The organism is Rhizobium sp. BK512, from assembly GCF_014194915.1.
Classification (GTDB): domain Bacteria; phylum Pseudomonadota; class Alphaproteobacteria; order Rhizobiales; family Rhizobiaceae; genus Rhizobium.
On sequence record NZ_JACIAS010000010.1, the window covers coordinates 263820 to 286201 of the forward strand.

The window sequence follows — 22382 nt, forward strand, 5'->3', positions numbered from 1 at the left end:
TTCCAATAAAATCGTGCCGCGACTTTGGATTGCGGCAGAACAGATTTCTAAAGCGTCGGCCACATCCGGACGATCGCGGCAAAGCGCAGCCAGTCCTTTCGCAGAAAGGGCGTCCAGGCTGCTTCCGCGACGGCTGACAGCCGCGGAAAGACCAGCCGGTTGAAATAGCTCCGCGAGGCGAAATTCTCGCCCCAGATGCAGGCCTGGATTCCGCGCATCCGCCCCCTGAGCTCCTCCGGCAATTCGCCTTCGGCTTCGTAGCAATAGGTCTTTTCCGGTGGCGTGAAGCCGGCCCAGCCCGCGCCGGGCTCTCCCCAGTCCTCGGCCTGCGCCATGTCGAGATAGTAGGCCTGCCCAGGCGTCATGACGACATCATAGCCCTCACCCGCAAGCTCGATACCGACCTCCGGCTTCTCCCAGGCCATCAGCAGCGTGCCGTCGCGATCGACACCGCCGCCATGCGAGACCTCGTTCCAGCCGACAAGTTTCTTGCCGCGCTCGGCAAGCATCGCCTTGATCCGCCGCAGGAAATAAGATTGCAGTTCGGCGGTATCTGCGAGCTTCTCACGCTCCATCAGCATTTTGCAGAGCGGCGAGGCAAGCCAGGAACCGTGCGGCACCTCATCCCCGCCGATATGGATATATTGGGACGGAAAGAGCTGGAGCATCTCGTCGAACACCTTGCCGAGGAACTCGTAGGTGAATCCGACCGCCGGATTGAGCGCATTGTTGGGATTGTTCGGCTCGGGGCGATAGCCGCCCGGCGCTTCCTGTCGCTCGACGAGTTGTGGCAGGGAGAGCAGTGCTGCGGTGCTGTGACCGGGTATATCGATCTCCGGCACGACGTCGACACGCAACATGCCCGCATGAGCAACGATTTCCCGGACATCATCCTGGCTGTAAAATCCCGAATGAGGCTCCGCGCCGTCGCCGAATTGCGGTAGAAGCACTTCGTCAGGTCCGTGCTTGGCACCGATCTTTGTAAGCTCAGGATAGGCCTTGATCTCCAGCCGCCAGGCTTCGTCGTCGGTCAGATGCCAGTGGAAAATATTGAGCTTGTTCCAGGCGAGGACATCGATCAGCCGTTTGACATCTGCAACCGGGTAGAAATGCCTGCTGACGTCGAGATGACAGCCGCGCCATTCGTAGCGCGGCTGATCGGCGATGGTGCCGAAGACCGGAAACTGGAAGGTTTCCGGCTCGTGACGTGCTCCGTGCAGCAGTTGCGCAAGACTGATCAACCCATAAAGCAGGCCACTCGCATCGTCGGTGCCAAGAATAATCTCCTTCGCCGTGAAACGCAGTTCGTAGGCCGCCTCCATGATCGAGGATTCCCCTTTGAACCGGATCTGCCGTCCTCCCTCAACCGGCTGAAGCGCGAAAGGCACGTTGTCGTCAGGAAAGAGCCGTTGGTAAAGCGCGAGCACTTTCGCCACGGCCCTGGTATTCTTGGCACTGGTGCCGGCTGCCGGATAGAGTGCGATGGGAGGCATCTCGCCCGGCCGTAACGCCGCATGCAACGGCCAGGGCAGCAGCGAATACGGCTCGCTCACTTCACCCTTCGGCAGAAGCTCCGGCAACGCCCCCTGTTCCACGCCATCAAGCATCAGATCGCCAAAACTGACGGGTGCATGCCGGCCGTCGCCAAGTGTGAGGTAGGCGGACTTGATACCGGCCGTGACATGCTTCGGGCCATTCGTCAGCCCTTCCATTGTGAACCGCCAGCTGCCGCCCGGCTTGACGATGAGACCCTCGGGCGGAGAATATTCGTGAAAATTTGCAACGCGCCGCTTGAGCGTGGCGCCTTCAGCCACGTGCTCGTCCGCCACGTGGGTGAGCGAAGTACAGGCGAGCGTAAAACCGGAGAGCGGTTCGGCGGAAAGATTGAAGAGCGTGAAGGTAAAGCGTCCAAAGCCTCCTTCGACCGGGCTCCAGCTCGCTTCCAAACGGTAATCGACCACAGTCAGATCCTCCCTCCGATGAATATAGGGCGATCTTTACTCCCGTTCAGGCCATAGTCTTCTCGCGCGCCTTCGCGCTACTGCCGCAGACGTCAAGGCCGCCGGAGACAACCGGCAATCTGGCGAAGCTAGTGGTCTGAAGCTGAAACAAAAATGGCGCGGCCTCGACCGCGCCATTGTCTCATTCGGCTGCCAATGCCGGCGGATGATGAATGGTCCCATCCGCCTCTTCCTGGTTGGCATTGGCATGTTCGTCATTCCTGGCCTTCGGTTCGCGGCCGAAGAACAGGGCATAGCCGGCCGGCAGTACAAGGATGGTCAGTACCGTGGCGACGAGGATGCCGCCCATCATGGCGTAGGCGAGCGGACCCCAGAAGACGCCACGCGAGATCGGGATCAGCGCCAGCACGGCCGTCAGCGCCGTCAGCATGATCGGCCGGAAGCGGCGTACCGCAGCACCGACGATCGCTTCCTGCCGGTGCATGCCCGCCTTGATATCCTGGTCGATCTGGTCGACGAGGATGATCGAGTTGCGGATGATGATGCCGAGCAGCGCGATGACGCCGAGGATCGCCACGAAGCCGAAGGGCGCACCGCTGATCAACAGGGCCGAAGCCGCGCCGATGATGCCGAGCGGACCTGTGGCGAAGACCAGCATCGCCTTGCCGAAATGCTGCAGCTGGGCCATCAGCAGGATCATGATGACGACGAGCATGATCGGTGCCTTCGCGGCGATCGAGGCCTGGCTTTCAGCCGAATCCTCGGCCCCGCCCTGGATCTCGATCTTGTAGCCGGCGGGCAGGCTGTCGCGCAGGTCCTTCATGTCGTTGTAGAGCTTGGTCACAACATCGTTCGACTGGACGCCGTCAGGCAGCGTTGCCCGCACCGAGATCGTCGGCAGGCGGTCGCGCCGCCATTCGACACCCTGCTCCATTGACGGCACGACCTTGGCGATCTGCGAGACCGGGACGAAGCCGCCGAAATCCGTCGGCACATAGACCGAATTGACAGCAGAGAGCAGTGATCGGTTCGCATCCGGCTCGCGAGCGACGATCGAAACCGTTTCCTCGCCATCGCGGAAATCGTCGAGCGGTGCGCCGGACATGGCGGTCTGCAGCATCTGGCGGACACGCTGCGAAGTGACCCCGAGAGCACGGGCACGATCCTGATCGATGACCAGTTTCATGGCAGGCACCGGCTCGAGCCAGTCGTCATGAATGGCACCGAGCATCGGATCCCTGGTGAAGCGGTCCTTCACCTGATCGGCAATCTTGCGCACTTCCGCACGATCCGGACCCATGACGCGCATCTGCACCGGCCAGCCCGTCGGCGGACCGAGGAAGAGACGGTCGACCTTGCCGCGGACGGACGGGAAGTCTTCCGCCAGGATCGTCCGGAGCTTGGTAATAAGACGCTCACGCGCTGGCTCGTCATTAGCCATGATGAGGAGCTGCGCATAGTTCGGGTTGCGCAGCTGCTGGTCGAGCGGCAGGAAGAAGCGCGGTGCGCCTTCGCCGATATAGGTGGCGATGAACTTCTTGTCCGGATCGTCCATCATTTTGGCTTCCAGCGCCTTGGCCTGGACTTCCACTTCCTTGATGCTGGTCCCCTCGGGCAGCCAGAGATCGACGAGGATTTCCGGACGCGAGGACTGCGGGAAGAAGTTCTGGGGAATGAACTGAAAACTCCAGAGGCTCGCGACGAACGTGCCGAGCGTCAGCGCAAGCACGATGACGCGATGACGCACCGCCCAGCCGACCGTGTGGCGCAGGCCGCGATAAAAGCGCGTGTCGAACACGTCGTGATGCTCGCCCGCATGGTGACGCTGCTTCAGGATCATGTAGCCGAGCCACGGCGTGAAATAGACCGCCACGAACCATGAGGTCACCAGCGCGATGCCGACGACATAGAAGAGCGAACGCACATATTCGCCGGCCGTCGATGCCGCAAAGCCGACCGGAATGAAGCCGGCGGTCGTGATCAGCGTACCCGTCAGCATCGGGAACGCGGTCGAGGAATAGGCGAAGCTCGCGGCATCGATCTTGACGAGGCCCTCCTCGAGCTTTCGCTCCATCATTTCCACGACGATCATCGCATCGTCGACAAGCAGGCCGAGCGCGATGATGAGCGCGCCGAGCGAAATGCGCTGCAGGTCGATGCCGAGCTCGTACATGATGGCAAACGTCGCAGCCAGGACCAGCGGAATGGCGATGGCGATCACAAGACCCGAGCGCCAGCCGATCGACAGGAACGAGACGACGAGCACGATGGCAAGGGCTTCGCCCAGCGCATGCATGAACTCGCTGACCGCATCGGTCACGACATCAGGCTGGTTGGAGATCTGATCGACGGCGACACCGTAGGGCAGCGAGTCCTCGAAGCGCTTGTAGGTCGCTTCAACATCCTTGCCGACATCGGTGACCTTGAAGCCCTTGGCCATGACGACGCCGACCTGCACACTATCGTGACCGTTAAAGCGGTATTTGCGCTGATAGGGGTCTTCGAGACCGGAAGTGACAGTGGCGATATCGCCGAGGCGCGTCACCTGGTTGCCGGAGCGCAGGCGCAATTCCCTGATGTCTTCGACCTTGTGGACATTGCCTTCGACCGAGATGCGCACCGAGCGCAGGCCGGTATCGACATTGCCTGCCGGATCGACGGCATTCTGGCCCTTGATTGCGTTTTGCAGGTCGGGGATCGTCAACCCGCGCTCGGCCAGAGCCTTGGAGGAGACGTCTATATAGATCTTTTCCGGCTGGTCGCCGATGATGACGGCCTTCTCTACGCCGGGCGTCGTCAGCAGCATATCGCGCGCTTGAATCGCGAACTTCTTCAGTTCCGGATAGGAATAGCCATCGCCGCTGATCGAATGCAGCGTGATGAACGTGTCGCCGAATTCATCGTTGAAATAAGGGCCGAGCAGACCTTGCGGCAAATCGCTGTTGATGTCGCCGACCTTCTTGCGCACCTGATAGAAGGCGTCGGCAACATCAGCCGAATTCGTATCACCCTTCACCTGCACGGTGATGATCGTGCTGCCTGCCCGCGTATAGGACTTTACCCAGTCGAGATGCGGGGTTTCCTGCAGCTTGCGCTCGATCTTGTTGGTGACCTGATCTTCCATGTCCTGCAGCGATGCTCCAGGCCAGAGCGCCTGCACCACCATGACGCGGAAGGTGAAATCCGGGTCTTCCTTCTGGCCCATGCGGGTCAGGCCGAGCACACCCGTGATGAGGATTAGCCCGAAAAGGAAGCGCGCAATGCTCGGATGACCGATTGCCCAGCGCGAAAGGTTGAACGGGCGCTTTTCCGAAGTGGCGTTGTCCATGATCCTGTTCCCTCTCCCTGGCCGTTCAGCGGACGGCTGCGTCCGTTTCAGCCGAAGCCGATTGCTGGTCGGGAAGCTTGACCTGCAGGTTTTCGCTCATGAATTGCGTGCCGGCGGCGACGACGAGATCGCCGCTATCGAGCCCCTTGGCCACACGCACGCCATCGCCGGTGAAATCCGCGACCTCGATGTCCCTGACGTGAACAGTTTCCGTACCGCGGTCGACAGTCCAGACGACCTGCTTGCCGTCCTTCTGCGCCAATGCGCTCAGCGGAATGGAAACATAGCTGTCGCTATTGCTGACATTGGCCTCGATGGACGCCGTCATGCCGAGTAGTACACGAGGATCATTCGGCAGGCTGACACGCACTGCAAAGGTGCGGGACTGCTGGTCGGCGCTGCCGGAGACTTCGCGAACGGTGCCGTCGAGCACCAGCTTGCTGTCGGCCCAGAAACCCGCCTTCACGGTCTTGCCCGGCTTGAACTGGGCGATATCGTTTTCAGGCACCGCGATCTGCACTTCCTTCTCGCCGTCGACAGCGACGGTGACGACAGGCGCTCCCGAGCCGACGACCTGACCCACATCGGCATTGATGGTGGTCACGATGCCATTGTGGTCGGCCTTGAGCTCGGTATAGCTCACCTGATTCTTCGCCTGATCGAGCGCGGAGATGGCGGCATCGCGAGTCGAAATTGCCTGATCATGGCTGAGAGACGCCTGCTCGACCTGCGATTTCGGCGCGACATTCTTGTCGAAGAGCTGTTCGGCGCGACGATTGACGAGATCGGCGGTTTCAACCGCCTTTTCGGCAGCAGCGAGATTGGCTTCGGCGGTCTTCACGGCGAGTTCGTAATCGGTCGAGTCCATGCGGGCGAGGATATCGCCGGGCTTTACCCGTTCGCCGATATCGACGAGACGTTCGGTAATCTTGCCGTTGACCCGAAACCCGAGGTTCATTTCCGTACGCGCCCTCACCGAGCCGGAATAATCGAGCGTACGGGTATCACCGGCCTTGGCGATCTCGACCACCTTGACCGGACGGATGACTTCCTTGACCTCTGCCTTTTCTTCCGTGCAGCCGGCAACGCCGAGCCCGACCGCACCAAGGAGCGCGAGGCTCATGACGGACGGCACGCGATTGCTGAAGGTCTTGAGCGAAAACATCTTTCGCACTCCTGATTATCTAGGGTTTTCTTGGGCGACGTTGGCCGCGCTTATTTTCTAAGTGCCCTGATCGCAAATTCGATCAGTTCGTCCACGGCCGCACGGTTTGTCTTGGCAAGACATTGGGCAACCATTTGCGGGTGGCAGAGATTGATGGTCGCCGCTCCGAAACAGCGGGAGGCGACCTCGGGGTCTTGGTCGGCGAATTCACCGGAAGCGATGCCTTCGCGGATAACGTCGGCAATCAATGCGTGAATGGAGTCGATGTGCTTCTCGATGACATGCCAGTCGCGTTCGATCGCGACGATCACCATCTCATGCACTTTCTGCTGATCGAGCATCGTGTCGAGCGTCAGCTGGTACTGGCTGCGCACGTACTGGCGCAACCGGTCGGAAGCGCTGATCTTCTGACGGCAGACATTGGCTGCAAGCTCATAGCTCATCGCCAGCATGCGTCCGCAGATCGCCTGATGGATCTCAACCTTGGAGGCGAAGAAACGGTAGATATTGGCAGGCGACATGCCAAGGTCGCGGGCCACATCCGCGACGGTCGTCTTGGAATAGCCGTAGTGGCGGAAAAGCCGCTCGGCCGCATCCAGGATGCGGGTGATATTTTCCTGCCGTGTGACGTCCAGCGTGGTTTCCGCGAGGTCATTCATGGTTTCAGGCCTGATGTTTTACGACTGACGAATTTTGAATTTCGTCAGTCGTAAAATATAATACTTCACTTGTCAATGATTTTGCGATGCAAACAATAATGCCGCAGCCCGGGCAGGCTGCGGCATCAGGAAGAAAATAGGCTTGAAGGATCAGACGAGCTTGACGTCGAGCGTGATCGGAACCGCAGAAAGAGCCTTGGAAACCGGGCAGCCGGCTTTTGCCATCCCGGCCAGTTCTTCGAATTTTGCCTGGTCGGCGCCGGGAATGCTGCCCGACAGCGACAGGTGGATGGCGGTGATGGCAAAGCCGCCTTCCACGCTTTCCAGCGTCACCTTGGCGGAGGTTTCCATATGGTCAGCCTTCAGTCCGGCTTCGCCGAGGATCAGCGACAGCGCCATGGTGAAGCAGCCCGCATGGGCAGCGCCGATAAGCTCTTCCGGGTTGGTACCGGCAACGCCTTCGAAGCGGCTTGCAAAGCCGTAGGGATAATTGCTCAGCGCGCCGCTCTGGGTCGTGATCTGACCTTTTCCGTCCTTGAGACCACCTGACCAATGGGCCGAAGCTGTACGATTGATCTGCATGCCGTCCTCCTGCTCGATTGAATTTTGAAGCGTTGCGCCGCTCCGCCGCGAAGAGCGTTCTGCCCTTCCGACCGGCAATATAGTCCTCTATCCGCGGAAGACGACACCAGATTGAAGGCAAATCATCATACAAGAAGATTGCCTGTGTATGATGATTAAGGTAAGAGACTTGACCAAGAGGAACTTTCCGATGCAGCCCGCAACAAGACGCGATGAGAAAACCGCAGCGGCCGAGCGCCGGCCGCGCGTCCGCCGTAGCGTTACGGCGGCGATTGCCGAGGATATCTGCGCCAGCCGCTACCCTGCAGGCACGCTATTGCCACGCGAAAACGACCTCTGCGAGCTCTATGGCGTCAGCCGTACCGTGATCCGCGAATCCCTGAAGGTTCTGGAATCCAAGGGGCTCGTACGCGGCAAACCACGCATCGGCACCACAGTTTGCGACAAGGACGAGTGGAACATTCTCGATCAGGACCTACTGGAATGGATGGGGCCGCATCTCGGCGATTTCGACCTGCTTGCCAGCATCCTCGAAGCCCGCCGCACCATCGAGCCGGCAGCGGCCGAATATGCCGCAAGTCGCGCCAGCACGCAGGAAATCGCCGATCTCGAAGGGGCCTGGCAGCGCATGCAAGCGGCGAGCGATGATGCCGAGGCCTTCACCGAGGCCGATCTGCTCTTCCATACCGTGCTGCTCAAGGCCAGCCACAACCAGGTCTTTCGCCGTCTCTCCAGCGCCATCCACGCTGCGCTCAAATACGCGCTGCACGCCTCCAACGTCGCCATGCCCGATCACCGCGAGGCCCTGGCCCTGCATGGCAAGGTGGTCGAAGCCCTGCGCCTGCGCGATGCCGCTGGCGCGCGCGATTGCGTCAACCGGATTCTCGACCTCGCCAAACGCGACCTGACCGCCGCCGGCCGGACGAAATGATAAGATATCAGCGGCCACGGCCGTCGATGGGAACACGAAGCGAAACGAAAGTGCGACTGTCATGAAGATCACCAAACTGACCACCTATATCGTCCCGCCGCGCTGGCTGTTTCTGAAGATCGAAACCGATGAAGGCGTCGTCGGCTGGGGCGAACCCGTTGTCGAGGGCCGCGCGCTGACCGTCGAGGCGGCCGTCCACGAACTCGCAGACTACCTCATCGGCAAGGATCCCTTCCTCATCGAAGACCATTGGACCGTGATGTATCGCGGTGGCTTCTATCGCGGCGGCGCCATCCATATGTCGGCGATATCCGGCATCGATCAGGCACTCTGGGACATCAAGGGCAAGGCGCTCGGCCAGCCGATCCATTCGCTGCTCGGCGGCCAGGTGCGTGACCGCATCAAGGTCTATTCCTGGATCGGCGGCGACCGCCCCTCCGACGTCGCCCGCAACGCCAAGGACGTCGTCGCCCGTGGCTTCAAGGCGATCAAGCTCAACGGCTGCGAGGAAATGCAGATCGTCGATACCAACGAGAAGATCGACAAGGCGGTCGAGACCATCGCGACGATCCGCGAGGCGATCGGCCCGCATGTCGGTATCGGTGTCGATTTCCACGGCCGTGTCCACAAACCCATGGCAAAGGTTCTTGCCAAGGAACTCGAACCCTACAAGCTGATGTTCATCGAGGAGCCGGTTCTCTCCGAACACCGCGAAACCCTGAAGGAAATCGCCAACCATTGCTCGACGCCAATCGCGCTCGGCGAACGCCTCTATTCCCGCTGGGACTTCAAGTCGGTCCTGTCGGATGGCTATGTCGATATTATCCAGCCGGATCTGTCCCACGCAGGCGGCATCACCGAATGCCGCAAGATCGCCGCCATGGCTGAAGCCTATGACGTGGCGCTGGCACCCCATTGCCCGCTCGGCCCCATCGCGCTTGCCGCTTGCCTGCAGGTCGACGCCATCTCCTACAATGCCTTCATTCAGGAACAGAGCCTCGGCATCCACTACAACAAGGGCAACGACATCCTCGACTACATCTCCAACAAGGAAGTCTTCCAATATGCCGACGGCTTCGTCTCCATTCCGCAGGGGCCTGGCCTCGGCGTCGAAGTGGACGAGGCCTATGTCATTGAGCGTGCCAAGGAAGGTCACCGCTGGCGCAATCCCATCTGGCGCCACGAGGATGGCAGCTTTGCCGAATGGTAAGCGAAAGGGCCGCGAAAGCGGCCCTTTTTTTCATTCTCCGTGTAGGATATCGGACACTTCATTCGTCATTGTGAAAGCTCAAGGAGGAAATTTCACATGGCCAGAGCAATCGCAATCATTGTTGCCCGCATCATCTTCAGCTTCATCTTTTTCATGGCCGCCGGCTTCAAGTTCGCCGATATCGGCGCGACGGCCGCCTACATCACCGCGGCAGGCTTTCCAGCGGCCACATTCCTTGCCTGGATCGCCGCCTTTTTCGAAATCGCACTGGCGCTTGCCTTCATATCCGGCGCCTTTTTCACAGAAGCGAGCCTGCTTGCCGCCATCTACGTGATCTTCCTGGCCTTTGCCTTCCATGGCCCCTCGCAATGGCAGCAGAACCAGGCTGAATTCGGCTTCTTCGTCGATCACTTCACCTTCTTGGCCGGTCTGCTCTTTGCCGCCGTTCACGGACCGGAACGGTGGGCGCTTCGCCACAGCCTCCTGAAATAATCCTCAACGCCACACGCTCCGGAACCAAGAGCCGCCCCGATCATTGCCTTTACCGGCAACCGCAAAGAGGAGCGGCTCATGGAGTTGCAGGGAAAAATTGCACTAGTGACCGGCGCAGGCTCCGGGATTGGCAAGGCGACTGCGCTGAAGCTCGCCGCTGAAGGCGCCAGGGTCGCGGTGCTGAGCCGCACCGAGAGCGAGGTGCTACAAACCTGCCAGGAGATCATCGCCGCTGGCGGTCGGTCGATCGAACTGACCGCCGATACGAGCGACGAGGCCCAAATGCGCGCGGCCGTCGATAAGATGACAGAGAATTTCGGCGGCATCGACATCGTGGTGGCCAATGCAGGCATCAATGGCGTCTGGGCGCCGATCGATGACCTCAAGCCCGAAGAATGGGATCGGACCATGGCCGTCAACCTGCGCGGCACATACATGACACTGCATCTCACCGTGCCCTATCTGAAGATGAACGGCGGCTCGATCGTCGTGGTCTCGTCAATCAATGGCACGCGTACCTTCACCACCCCGGGCGCCACCGCCTATACCGCGACCAAAGCCGGCCAGGTCGCCATGGTTCAGCAGCTCGCACTCGAGCTCGGCAAACATGGCATTCGCGTCAATGCCGTCTGCCCCGGCGCGATCGACACCAGCATTTCCGCCAACACAACATCGCGCCATCGCGAGGAAACCGAAGTGCCCGTCATCTGGCCGAAGGGCGAAATCCCGATCACTGGCGGCAAGGCAGGGTCTAGTGACGATGTCGCCGAAACGATCCTCTTCCTTGCCTCCGAGCGCGCCCGGCATATTACCGGCACGCCTGTCTGGATCGACGGCGGACAGGGATTGCTGCGTTAGGCCGCTTCTGCGTCGTGAGACGATTGCCTTTGCTCGACCAGATCATCAGCGCATATATGCAGTTGCAGCAACGCCCCTGCCGGTCACCCGTTTAACCGCGCGCTTTCCAGCGTGTAAAGCAATTGCGGGCGCTTGACGCCGCGGAGCGCATAGCGGCCGATGCAGGCGAGGACGTTGCGCTCCGCCTCGGGGATCGCCGCTTCGAAATCCGACGACATCAGCACATTGAGATCGACTGAACGGCAGATCGAGGCGATGCGGCTCACCTCGTTGACCGCCGGCCCGATGACCGTGAAGTCCAGACGGTCCTGGCTGCCGATATTGCCGTAGAAGACATCGCCGATATGCAGGCCGATATAGACATCAGTTGTTGGCCGCCTGTCCACCTCGCGTGCAGCGTTGAGCACTGCAAGCTTCTGGCGGAGCAGGCGCTCTGCCGTCAACGCGGCAGAACAGCTTTCCGCCGGCTCCTCGCCCTTGAAGATAGCAAGCACCCCGTCGCCGATCAGCTTCAGAACATTCCCACCGGCTTCATGGATCGCTGTTATCACCGCCTCGCTATATTCATTGAGCAGCGGAATGATCTCTTCCGGCGGCGAATTGTCCGAGATCTTCGTGTAGTTCAACAGATCGGAGAACCATAGTGCTGCCGAAATTCGCTCGGTCTTGCCGCGCGAGATCTTGCCGTCCATCACCTGGCGGGCCGCATCCTCACCGAGATAGACCTCGGCGATCGTGCGGGCGATACGGGCAAGAGCCACGCATTTGATCGCCAGTCCCAGCACCGGCACCAGTTTGCGCAGGATCGCAAGATCCTGGTCGGAAAAGCCCTCCGGATGTTTCGTCGAGAAATGCGAGAAGAAGCAATCCATCTCGCCGATCGTGCCGGCCTCGGCAAAGCGATGCGCCATGGCGACGTAATCGGTATGACCGAGCTTGTAGATCTGGTCCAGCATGATGAAATCGGTCGGATCGCCGAAGCCGATCCGGCGCCGCACCTCTCGATCGCCGCTGGTCCAGAGATGGTAGAAGGCCGAACGACGCCAGGTATCCAGTCCCTGGCCCTCACCCGAAGGGCCATATTCGAACTCGCCCTCGAAATCCTCAACGCTATCCCAGCGAAATGCGCGGCCTTCATGCACGGGATGAAGCGTGTCCATCAGCGCCATGGCGCGATCGAGCCGCATGCCGGCATTGCGGCAGGCTTCGCAGAAGCCGGCAAGCAGCTCCGCCTCGGTCGCACCGTTCAAGCCCTGTTCCGTCACCCATGCTGCGATTGTGCCGACGTCGCTGTGATCCATGCGCTCTCCTCACGATCCGCAAGCTGTAACGTGAATCTGCCGCAGATGAAAAGACAATCAACTCGAACAGACTATTGGCTTGTCGGCATATTATAGGGCGTAACGATTTCGACGGCCGAAAAGGACACCGGCGCCGTCCGGCTGACGGGGATAGTATGGGCCATGATTGCACGGAAAGCGGCGCGCGCATCGGTTCTGAGATCGTGATGCAACACGAAATCGATCCGCCGTTCGGCGAGTAAAGCGCGGTTGTCGGCATCGAGATCATGCGCCACGAAGACCGAGACCGGCCTGCCGGCAGCCTTGAAAGCCGCAAGCACCGCGCGATTGCCGCCGCCGACCGAATAGACCGCATTGATCGAGGGATCATCGGCAAGGGCCTTGGCAACGAGCGTGCCCGTCGCGGCATCCGTGCCATGCCCTTCGCTCACTTCGATAATGCCAATTAGAGGATAATGCGCACGGATCACCCGGCGAAAGCCGATCTCCCGCTCCTCCTCGCCACGAAACCGGCCGCTTGACAGCGTCACCAGCGCCTTGCCGCCGGCGGCACCGAGCAACCGACCGATGAGATAGGCCGCCGTCTCCCCTGCTGCCCGGTTATCGGCGCCGGCATAGGCCGACCGGGCGGAATTCGGCAGGTCGGTTACGAGGGTGACGACTGGGATATTGGCGGTATCGAGCCTTGCGACGGCAGCGACGATATCAGGCACATCAGGCGCCTTCAGCACAACGCCATGTGTGCCACGCAACCGGATCCGGTCGAGAAGCTGTACCAGCTCCGCCGCCCGCATCACCTCGGCAAAATGAAAGCGGCAGCGGAAGACGGTCGGCAGGAAGGTCGCAACCTCCGCTTCGAACGCGGCCCGCACCGCCGTGCTGAACCTGTCAGGCGTTTCCATGACGATATCGATCGTGAGCTTGCGGCCAACCACATCGGCACCCACCTGTTTCTCGAGCTCGACGATTGCCGCCTTGACCCGCATCTCGGTCTGCCGCCGCACGCCGGGCCTGCCGTTCAGCACGCGATCGACTGTGGCAGTGCTGAGACCTGCCTGAAAAGCGATATCCTTGACGAGAAAGGGATGAGCCATGCTTGCAGTTCTGATGGATTTTTGATGGATTCCTGATCTATATCAGGATCGCCGGCGGCGTATAGTCCCTTCATCGGACATGGAGGAGCACCCGATGAAATCAGACAACCAGCAAAAACTGCGCGCCGACCGCGTCTGGCTCACCGAAGACGCCTGCGATCTCAACGATTTCCGCGCACTCGCCGAAAAGACCACGGCCCTTGCCGACTATCCCTCGGCCTCAGCCGTCGAGAAGAACGTGCTGATCTATGACAGCCGCAAGGTGATCGAGGCAGCCTCGACGCCGGAAGGCCGCCGCGCCATTCTCGCCGAAATCTGCGAAGCCTTCGGCATCGGCCCCGGCGTCGTCGTTTTCAAACATGCCTACGAAGACACCGGCATCATCGACCGGGCGAGCACGATCTTCGACGAGATCATCGAGGAGCAGCACCGCAGCTCGACCGGCGGCGGCGACCATTTCGCCAAGCCTGGCGCAAACGACCGCATCTGGAACTCGCTCGAAAAGCACTGCCTTGCCGACCCCGAGAATTTCGCCCGCTACTACGGCAATGCCATCGTGGCGCTGGCAAGCGAGGCATGGCTCGGCCCGCACTACCAGATGACGGCGCAGGTCAACCGGGTGAACCCGGGCGGTGCCGCGCAATCGGCCCACCGCGACTATCACCTCGGCTTCCAGTCCTCCAAGGTGATCGAACAGTTCCCGGCCCATGTTCACCGCCTTTCGCCGGTGCTGACCTTGCAGGGTGCGGTCGCCCATTGCGACATGCCGCTCGAAAGCGGCCCGACGCTTTTCCTGCCGCACAGCCAGACCTATGAGCCCGGCTACCTCGCGCTCAAGCGCCAGGAATTCAAGGATTATTTCGACCAGAACCATATCCAGCTGTCGCTGAAAAAGGGCGATGTCGTCTTCTTCAACCCCGCCCTCTTCCATGCCGCCGGCACCAACCGCTCGAAAGACATCAAGCGCGTCGCAAACCTGCTGCAGGTCTCCTCGGCTTTCGGCCGGGCGATGGAAACCGTCAACCGCGAACGCATGAGCGCAAGGCTCTTCCCCGCCCTCAAGGCACTGAAAGCCAAGCTTTCAGCCGGCGAGATCGCCAATGCCGTCGCCTCCTGCGCGGAAGGCTATTCCTTCCCTACCAATCTCGACCGCGACCCGCCGCTCGGCGGCCTCGCGCCGAAGACCCAGGCCCAGCTCATGCACGAGGCACTCGCCGAAAACTGGAGCGACGACGCCTTCAGCAAAGCCCTTGCCGAACAGGCAGCCAGGAAGCTGAGCTGACGCGGCCATCACAATACCATCATCCAAGAGCCCCTTGCCGCTGGTAAGGGGCCATTCGCATGTCATCAGGAGGAAAAAACACATGAGCACGGATTACGCTCGCCTCGACGGCAAGATCGCCATCGTCACCGGCGGCACACAGGGCCTCGGCGCCACCATTACCCGCCTCTTTGCCGAACGCGGCGCTAAGGGCATCATCATCTGCGGCCGCAACGAGGCCAAGGGCAAGGCGAAGGCGGAGGAGATATCGGCAAAGACCGGCGCGAAGGTCGTCTACGTCAAGGCCGATCTCGCCAAGGTCGAGGATACCAGGAATGTCGTCCATGTCTGCGACCAGACCTTCGGCCGCGTCGATGCGCTGGTCAATGCCGCCGCCATCACCGACCGCGGCACGATCCTCGATACCAGCCCTGAGCTCTTCGACGCCATGTTCGCCGTCAATGTCCGTGCCCCATTCTTCCTCATGCAGGAGGCGGTGAAGGTCATGCGCCGCGAGAAGATCGAAGGCACGATCGTCAATATCGGCTCCATGTCCGCCAAGGCCGGCCAGCCCTTCATCGCTGCCTATTGCGCCTCCAAGGGCGCCTTGGAAACGCTGACGAAGAACACCGCCTACGCGCTGCTGCGCAATCGTATCCGGGTCAATGGCCTGAATATCGGCTGGATGGCCTCCGAAGGTGAAGATCGCATCCAGAGGGAATTTCACAAGGCCGACGACGACTGGCTCGCCAAGGCTGCCGCAAGCCAGCCCTTCGGCCGGCTTGTCGATCCGGAAGAAGTGGCCCGCGCCTGTGCCTATCTCTCGTCCGGCGAATCTGGCTTGATGACCGGCTCCGTCATCTGCTTCGATCAGTCGATCTGGGGCGCTTATGACGGCTCGCCGCATCCGGTCGCGGCGCTCTAACGTACCATTGTAACGCATCAGAGCCCGGCGCCTTTCCGCCTCCGGGCTCTGGCAGATTGCTTCGTTTCCCGCTACGAAGAAACAATATCGATCTGGGAGGAATCGGGCATGGCCGGAAGCGAGCTTTATGACATCAGGGACGAGCGCTTTGGAGCGCTGATCGCCGGCAGCGCCGTGCTGGAGGAATTGTACAGGGGCTGCCGCTGGGCTGAGGGACCTGTCTGGTTTTCCGATCTGAACTGCCTGATCTGGAGCGACATTCCGAACGAACGCCTGATGCGCTGGGTACCGGATGGCTCGGTCTCCGTCTTCCGCTCACCGTCCAACTATGTCAACGGCAATACCCGCGACCGGCAGGGCCGCTTGGTCTCCTGCGAACATGGCGGTCGCCGTGTGACCCGCACCGAGCCTGATGGACGCATTACCGTGCTGGCCGACAGCTTCAATGGCAAACGGCTGAACTCCCCGAACGATGTCGTTGTGAAGTCCGACGGCTCGATCTGGTTCACCGATCCGAGCTACGGCATCATGTCGGATTACGAAGGCCACAAATCTCCGGAAGAGCAGGAAAGCCGCAACGTCTATCGCATCGATGCCGCAACCGGCGATATCGAAGCTGTCGTTACCGACTTCATCCAGCCGAACGGGCTGGCCTTTTCGCCGGACGAGCGCCAGCTCTTCATCGCCGATTCCGGTTCCGCCAATCATGACGTCCCGCGCCACATCCGCGTCTTCGACGTCGTGGATGGCCGCAAGCTCACAAACAGCCGCTACTTCTGCTCGATCGATAACGGCATACCGGATGGTTTCCGTTTCGATGTCTCGGGGAATCTCTGGACCAGTGCCGCCGACGGTGTGCACTGCTTTGCCCCAGACGGGACGCTGCTCGGCAAGATCAAGGTGCCGCAGACCGTCTCCAACATCACCTTCGGCGGCCCGAAGAAGAACCGCCTCTTCATCACCGCAACGCAGTCGCTCTATTCGATTTATACGACGACGAACGGAGCGCAGTACCCGTAAGCCTATCCCTTGCGGGCTGCCGCCCTCAGCCCCTGCTGGAAAACCTGCTTCATCTCGGCAAAACCGTCAAAGCCGAGATGATGCGCAAAACGGATGACGCTGGTCTGCGAGACATTGCAGCGCTCGGCGATCTTCTGGCTGCATTCGAAAGCGAAGACATCAGGCCGCTCGGCGGCAAGCCTCGCCAGTGCATCGAGCCGCTGCGGCAGATCGCGATGAATGGAAACCCAGAATGCCTTGCTGAGAAAGGCATCTCCGTCGGCCTTCATCGAAACAGTCTGCATTCCAGCCTCCATCGTTTACCGCCCGCGGAGGCCAGGATCATCATGGCCCCAGCCCCCACGGGAGGAACTCTTTAAGCCTTCACCTTGTCCGGCCGCCCGTGCAGCGGCTCCTTGCGGTGCCAGTTTTCGAGGATGCGGCCGTCGGTGTGCTTCTGTTGCGCCCAGCGGATGCCGTTCGAGATGACCTTGTGAACGGTCTTGTCGTGATAGATCGGATAGGTCTCATGGCCGGGGCTGAAGAAGAAGATACGCCCGCGACCGCGTTGGAAGGTGCAGCCGCTGCGGAACACTTCGCCGCCCGAATACCAGGAGATGAAGACCAGTTCGTCCGGCTGCGGAATGTCGAAGGGCTCGCCATACATTTCCGAAGCATTGACTTCGAAATAGGGCGGCAGGCCCTCGGCGATCGGATGCGAGGGATTGACCACCCAGACGCGCTCCAGATCGCCCTCTGGCGTTTCGCGCCAGGAGAGATTGGCGTTGGTGCCCATCAGCCGGCGGAAGAGCTTGGAGTGATGGCCGGAATGCAGGACCAGAAGGCCCATGCCCTTCAGAACCCGCTGCTGCACACGGTCGATCAGCCCGTCGCTGACTTCCTCATGCGCCATATGCCCCCACCAGAGCAGCACGTCGGTATCGTTGAGCACGGAATCCGGCAGGCCTTCATCCGGATCGTCGAGCGTGCCGCGACGGATCTCGAAATCGGGATGGGCAATGCCAGCAGCGATCGCGCCGTCGATACGATCGGGATAGATATCCTGGACTTCCTTGTGGACCTGCTCGTGGCGTCCTTCATTCCAGATCGTGACCTTGATTGTCATGCTATTCCTCGATGTTTCAAATTTGAGCCGAACGGAGAACCCGGCCGGCGGAATCGAACAGATGGCAAGCGGCGCGCTCGGCTGTGAGCGAAACGCGATCGCCGGGACGAATGGTCATGTCGCCTTCTGTGCGCACAACGATCGGCTGCTCCTGCGACCCAACTGTCAGATAGGTCTCGACACCAAGCCGCTCGACGATGACGACCTCGGCCGAAAAATCGCCCTGCCCCTGCGGCGCGAGCCTCAGATGCTCAGGCCGGATGCCGAGTTTCGCCTCACCCTGCGGCACGGAGCCGTTTGCATCCGTCAGATCGATCGCAAGGCCGAGCGGGCTTTCCAGATGCACCTTGCCGACATCCCGGCGTGTTGCCGTCATCGGCAGCACGTTCATTTTCGGCGAGCCGATGAAAGTCGCGACGAACTCGTTTTCCGGCTGGTGATAGAGTTCCATCGGTGCGCCCTGCTGGGCAACGACACCCTTGTTCAGCACGACGATACGATCGGCCATCGTCATCGCCTCGACCTGGTCATGCGTGACATAGACCACAGTCGCCTTCAGCTCGCGATGCAGGCGCTGCAGCTCGGCGCGCATCTGCACGCGCAGCGCAGAATCGAGGTTCGACAGCGGCTCGTCGAACAGGATCAGCGACGGCTTCTTGATGATCGCGCGGCCGATCGCCACGCGCTGGCGCTGGCCGCCGGATAGTGCTCCCGGCTTGCGGCTGAGATAGTCAGTCAGCTGCAGGATCTCGGCGACACCTTCCACCTGCTTCTTGATTTCGGCTTCCGGCACCTTCTTGAGGCTCAGCGAAAAGCCGATATTTTCTGCGACCGTCATATGCGGATAGAGCGCGTAGGACTGGAATACCATGGCGATGCCGCGCTTGTCCGGGGGCACGTCGTTGATGCGCTGGCCGTTCAGCACCAGATCGCCCTCATCGATGCCTTCGAGGCCGGCGATCATGCGCAACAGCGTGGACTTGCCGCAGCCCGACGGGCCGACGAACACGGCGAATTCGCCATCCTCCACCGTGATATCGACGCCCTTGATGACTTCGAGCGCGCCGTAGAATTTGCGAACGTTTCTGAGATTGATCATTCGTTTCTCTTTCTTGATCTCAGCCCTTCACACCGCCCGAGAAAGTCTGGACGAGGAAGCGCCGCGCAAAGCCGAAGGCGACGACGGCAGGCAGCAGGTAAATGAAGGCGAGCGCCGTCAGCAGGCCGTAATCGATCTCGTTGATGCGCAGGAAGGCGCGGAAGAGGCCGAGCGGCAGCGTCTGCAGCTCTGGCGACGACAGGAAGATCAGCGGCAGCAGGAAATCGCCCCAGGCAGACATGAAGGCGAAGAGACCGGCGGCCGCGAGCCCAGGCATGGCAAGCGGAATCAGCACGCGGCGGATGCGCTGCATCATCGTCGCCCCGTCCATGACGGCCGCTTCCTCATAGTCGCGCGGCAGGCCGTCGAAGAAGGTCTTCATGATCCAGAGAGCCAGCGGCAACTGCATGGTGGCGAGCACCAGCATGATACCGAGATAACCGTCGATGAACCCGGTCCAGCGCATGATATCGCGGGCATAGCTTCCGAAGATCGGCCGCAGGATTGCAGCCTCCCCATTGTTCAGCGTCAGCAGGAACTTGTAGAGCGGCACGACGAGTGCCGTCGGCGGCAACACGCGGATCAGCAGGATCGCGTAGAGGAAGGGCAGCTTCCACCAGGCCCGCGTGCGCGACAGCGCATAGCCGCCGAGCCCCGCCAGAACCATGACGATAAGCGTCGCTCCGCCGACCACGAAAAGCGAGTTGAACAGCCACTTCGCCCCATCCTCTTTGGTGAAGACGCGCACATAGTTTGCGAACGTCCACTGCTCCGGCCAGCGCAGGAAGAGCTGCGCATTGCCGTCGAAGGAGGCGAGCAGCACCCAGAAGAAGGGCACGGCGCAGAAGATCGAGATGATCGACAGCGTTGCGTAGGCAAGCACGTCGGAGCGGGTCTTGTTGGCCCCTTCGCTTGGGGAAATAGCGGTCATGTCAGACCTCCACTTTCATGGCCCGGACATAGCCGATACCGAGGATCAGCGAGATGATGAGCGCGACGACCGCGACCGCAGCACCGTAACCGAGCTGGAAGGCCGTGAAGGACTGGTTGTAGATGTAGATGCTGACGACCTCCGTCGCCCCGCCCGGGCCGCCGCGCGTCAGCGCGTAGACGAGACCGAAGACGGCAATGGTGGAGACGGCCGAAATCAGCATGTAGAGCAGGATTGTCGGCATCATCAGCGGCAGGGTGATGCGGCGGAACATCTGCGACGGTGTCGCGCCATCCATGCGCGCCGCCTCGTAGATCTCGGAGGGAATGGTGCTGAGGCCAGCCGTCAGCAGGATCATCGCGGTCGCGATACCGCGCCAGGTATTGACGATGATAATCATCGACAGTGGAAAGGCGTTCAGCCAGTCAGCGGGATCAATGCCGAAGAAGGCAACGATGCGCGAGAGCGTCGCATGTTCGCCGCCGGCCAGCATCGAGATCCACATGAAGCCGGCAACGACTTCCGGGGCGGCATTCGGCAGAAGAATAATCGAAGAGAAGAACTGGCGGAAACGGATCGGCCGGCGCAACGCCATTGCCGAAATCAGCCCGAGCACGAACTGCCCGATGACGGCAGAGCCCATGACGAAGACGAAGGTGACGAACAGCGAATTCCAGAACTTCGCATCGTTGAAAAGACGCACATAGTTGCGGATGCCGACGAAGCGCGGCCGCAGGGCCGCAGCTCCCGTCAGCGCCTCATTGGTGAAGCTCAGATAGACGGAATAGAGGGCGGGATAGATCACAAAGGCCAGAAGCAGGACCAGCGACGGCAGCAGAACCAGCAGGAGTTGGCGCTCGGTTCGCTTTTCATGAGAGTTTCGGGCCATTGAAGCTCACAACCTTATCGAATGAAATCGGGAAGACGCGGCGAGAATGCCGCGTCCCCGTCTTGGCGGGAGGAAGATATCAGTGGCTTACTTGACCATGTCGTCGCCGAGCGTTTCCTTGACGTAGTCGACAAGGATCTTCTGGGCGCCGGCTGCATCGGTTTCCTTGCGCAGCAGGGCTTCGGTGGCGCGCGCCACACCTTCGGCAACTGTGCCGAAGCCGGAAGCCTGCTTCAGGAAGACGCCGTTTCCAGCAGCAGCATGGATCGGAACGAGTTCCGTCAGCTTCTGGAATTCCGGATCCTTGGCGGCATCCTTGCTGGCCGGGATGTTGCCGATGCGGGCAGCATAGGAAACCTGTGTTTCGACCGAGCCGATTTCCATCAGCGCCTTCTTGGCAAGTTCCACATTGGCCGACTTGGAGTTGACGGCCCACGGAGCAGCGAGGTTAGCAAGCACGTACTGGCCGCCGCTCTGACCCGGAACGGTCCAGGTGCCGACGATCTTGGTCACGTCAGGGATCGGGTTCTTGCTCTCGCGACCCCAGTCGAAAATGTAGCACCAGGAACCGCAGGTGGTGGCGGCAAGCTTGCCGGCCGGGAACATTTCATACTTCGGCACGACCCAGGGTTCCGGTCCGAGCAGCGGCTGCACCGGCATCAGATCCTTGTCGATCAGCGTCTTGTAGACGTTGAAGACATCCTTCACGCCTTCGCCGTTCAGATCGAGCTTGCCGTCGGCATCGACGAGCTGCGGCGTCTTGGAACCAACGATCAGGTGCTGGAAGCCTTCGTCGAAGGCGCCGCTGCCCCAGGAAACGCCGGCAGGGAAGAGCAGGCCGTAAGAACCGGTCTTCTGCTTCACCTCGGCTGCGCGGTCGAGCAGTTCCTGCCAGGTCTTCGGCTGTTCGGTGGAGATGCCGGCCTTTTCGAGAACGTCCTTGCGGTAATAGATTTCCTGAATGCCGAGCATGAACGGCATCACATAGGTTTCACCATCCGGGCTGACGGCGAGCTGCTTGGCGACGTCATAGAGGTTGGCATAGCCGTCCCAGGCCTTGAACTCGGCGCTAACAGGAGCGAGGTAACCGGCTTCAACCATATCGGCAACGGCAGCCGTCGTGGGGATGGAGAAGAGGTCTGGCGCATTACCAGCCCCCAGTTCGGTCAGGAGCTTGGTGAGATAATCCTTGTCCGGCGCTGGATATTCGACGACCTCGACGGTCACGCCGTATTTTTTCTCGATCCGCTCGACGGTCGACTTCATCGCGTCGATGCCGGCCTGGCCGTGATTGGCGATACGAATTGTTTCAGCATGGGCCAGCGTCGAAACCGCGCTGAGCAGGATGGCGCACAGGCCACCGATAACCGTCTTCTTCAACGGAAGTCCTCCCTTTTTTAGAGCCACGGCGCCCTCCAGCACCGGCGAAGAAAATGTACACGCATTCTGAATGCTGACAAGATGATTTTTAAAGCCGCAACCAACTCAAACATACAATATTGATTTTATTGAGTTATTTATAACTTGCACCAATGGTGACGTTTGTGTAATCGTTTGCACAACGATATCAG

At 60.6% G+C, this 22382-nt stretch carries 20 protein-coding genes; 7 read left to right on the forward strand and 13 right to left on the reverse strand.

Annotation, left to right across the window (positions count from 1 at the left end):
- Positions 1-47 precede the first annotated feature (47 nt).
- The 5 genes from FHX06_RS30355 to FHX06_RS30375 form a co-directional block, all read right to left on the reverse strand.
- Positions 48-1961 carry a beta-N-acetylhexosaminidase gene (locus tag FHX06_RS30355; RefSeq protein WP_183881964.1) on the reverse strand — a complete coding sequence of 638 codons (1914 nt, stop codon included), beginning with the start codon at positions 1959-1961 and terminating at the stop codon, positions 48-50.
- 181 nt (positions 1962-2142) lie between these two features.
- The gene (locus FHX06_RS30360; RefSeq protein WP_113145447.1) at positions 2143-5289 is read right to left on the reverse strand and encodes an efflux RND transporter permease subunit; all 3147 of its coding nucleotides are present in this window, start codon (positions 5287-5289) and stop codon (positions 2143-2145) included.
- 25 nt (positions 5290-5314) lie between these two features.
- Entirely contained in the window at positions 5315-6454 is a 1140-nt protein-coding gene (locus FHX06_RS30365; protein WP_183881966.1) for an efflux RND transporter periplasmic adaptor subunit, read from the reverse strand.
- Between the two features lie 50 nt (positions 6455-6504).
- The gene (locus tag FHX06_RS30370) at positions 6505-7113 is read right to left on the reverse strand and encodes a TetR family transcriptional regulator (protein ID WP_112544399.1); all 609 of its coding nucleotides are present in this window, start codon (positions 7111-7113) and stop codon (positions 6505-6507) included.
- A 150-nt stretch (positions 7114-7263) separates the two neighbouring features.
- A complete protein-coding gene (locus FHX06_RS30375) occupies positions 7264-7695 on the reverse strand; it encodes an OsmC family protein (RefSeq protein ID WP_112544401.1) in 432 nt (143 codons plus the stop codon).
- 190 nt (positions 7696-7885) lie between these two features.
- Here FHX06_RS30375 and FHX06_RS30380 point away from each other — a divergent pair, with 190 nt between their 5' ends.
- The 4 genes from FHX06_RS30380 to FHX06_RS30395 all read left to right on the forward strand — a co-directional run bounded on the left by FHX06_RS30380 (position 7886) and on the right by FHX06_RS30395 (position 11186).
- Positions 7886-8626 carry a FadR/GntR family transcriptional regulator gene (locus tag FHX06_RS30380; RefSeq protein ID WP_112544403.1) on the forward strand — a complete coding sequence of 247 codons (741 nt, stop codon included), beginning with the start codon at positions 7886-7888 and terminating at the stop codon, positions 8624-8626.
- Between the two features lie 61 nt (positions 8627-8687).
- Complete coding sequence (gene dgoD / locus FHX06_RS30385) at positions 8688-9836, forward strand: galactonate dehydratase (RefSeq protein ID WP_112968693.1); 1149 nt, start codon at positions 8688-8690, stop codon at positions 9834-9836.
- A gap of 96 nt (positions 9837-9932) precedes the next feature.
- Entirely contained in the window at positions 9933-10328 is a 396-nt protein-coding gene (locus FHX06_RS30390) for a DoxX family protein (protein WP_113118141.1), read from the forward strand.
- A gap of 78 nt (positions 10329-10406) precedes the next feature.
- Positions 10407-11186, forward strand: coding sequence for an SDR family oxidoreductase (locus FHX06_RS30395; protein WP_183881968.1), 780 nt, complete (start codon positions 10407-10409; stop codon positions 11184-11186).
- Positions 11187-11269: 83 nt separating this feature from the next.
- On the opposite strand, the gene FHX06_RS30400 is transcribed toward FHX06_RS30395, so the two are convergent.
- Positions 11270-12487 (reverse strand): adenylate/guanylate cyclase domain-containing protein, encoded by a 1218-nt coding sequence (locus tag FHX06_RS30400; protein WP_113118094.1) that lies wholly within the window; start codon positions 12485-12487, stop codon positions 11270-11272.
- A 71-nt stretch (positions 12488-12558) separates the two neighbouring features.
- Positions 12559-13581, reverse strand: coding sequence for a LacI family DNA-binding transcriptional regulator (locus tag FHX06_RS30405; protein WP_113211866.1), 1023 nt, complete (start codon positions 13579-13581; stop codon positions 12559-12561).
- A gap of 94 nt (positions 13582-13675) precedes the next feature.
- Here FHX06_RS30405 and FHX06_RS30410 point away from each other — a divergent pair, with 94 nt between their 5' ends.
- The 3 genes from FHX06_RS30410 to FHX06_RS30420 all read left to right on the forward strand — a co-directional run bounded on the left by FHX06_RS30410 (position 13676) and on the right by FHX06_RS30420 (position 16787).
- Complete coding sequence (locus tag FHX06_RS30410; protein WP_113211865.1) at positions 13676-14863, forward strand: phytanoyl-CoA dioxygenase family protein; 1188 nt, start codon at positions 13676-13678, stop codon at positions 14861-14863.
- An 82-nt stretch (positions 14864-14945) separates the two neighbouring features.
- Positions 14946-15767, forward strand: a complete 822-nt coding sequence (locus tag FHX06_RS30415) for an SDR family oxidoreductase (RefSeq protein ID WP_113211864.1) — start codon at positions 14946-14948, stop codon at positions 15765-15767.
- 108 nt (positions 15768-15875) lie between these two features.
- Positions 15876-16787 carry an SMP-30/gluconolactonase/LRE family protein gene (locus FHX06_RS30420; protein ID WP_183881970.1) on the forward strand — a complete coding sequence of 304 codons (912 nt, stop codon included), beginning with the start codon at positions 15876-15878 and terminating at the stop codon, positions 16785-16787.
- A 2-nt stretch (positions 16788-16789) separates the two neighbouring features.
- Here the strand turns inward: FHX06_RS30420 and FHX06_RS30425 are convergent, their stop codons facing one another.
- The 6 genes from FHX06_RS30425 to FHX06_RS30450 all read right to left on the reverse strand — a co-directional run bounded on the left by FHX06_RS30425 (position 16790) and on the right by FHX06_RS30450 (position 22191).
- Entirely contained in the window at positions 16790-17071 is a 282-nt protein-coding gene (locus tag FHX06_RS30425; RefSeq protein ID WP_162738533.1) for a MurR/RpiR family transcriptional regulator, read from the reverse strand.
- A gap of 71 nt (positions 17072-17142) precedes the next feature.
- Positions 17143-17892, reverse strand: coding sequence for a ThuA domain-containing protein (locus FHX06_RS30430; protein ID WP_113118099.1), 750 nt, complete (start codon positions 17890-17892; stop codon positions 17143-17145).
- A gap of 16 nt (positions 17893-17908) precedes the next feature.
- Positions 17909-18991 carry an ABC transporter ATP-binding protein gene (locus FHX06_RS30435; RefSeq protein WP_113211861.1) on the reverse strand — a complete coding sequence of 361 codons (1083 nt, stop codon included), beginning with the start codon at positions 18989-18991 and terminating at the stop codon, positions 17909-17911.
- Positions 18992-19010: 19 nt separating this feature from the next.
- Positions 19011-19922 (reverse strand): carbohydrate ABC transporter permease, encoded by a 912-nt coding sequence (locus FHX06_RS30440; RefSeq protein WP_113211860.1) that lies wholly within the window; start codon positions 19920-19922, stop codon positions 19011-19013.
- A gap of 1 nt (position 19923) precedes the next feature.
- A complete protein-coding gene (locus FHX06_RS30445; RefSeq protein ID WP_113211859.1) occupies positions 19924-20811 on the reverse strand; it encodes a carbohydrate ABC transporter permease in 888 nt (295 codons plus the stop codon).
- Between the two features lie 87 nt (positions 20812-20898).
- Complete coding sequence (locus FHX06_RS30450) at positions 20899-22191, reverse strand: ABC transporter substrate-binding protein (protein ID WP_113211858.1); 1293 nt, start codon at positions 22189-22191, stop codon at positions 20899-20901.
- Positions 22192-22382: the final 191 nt, after the last annotated feature.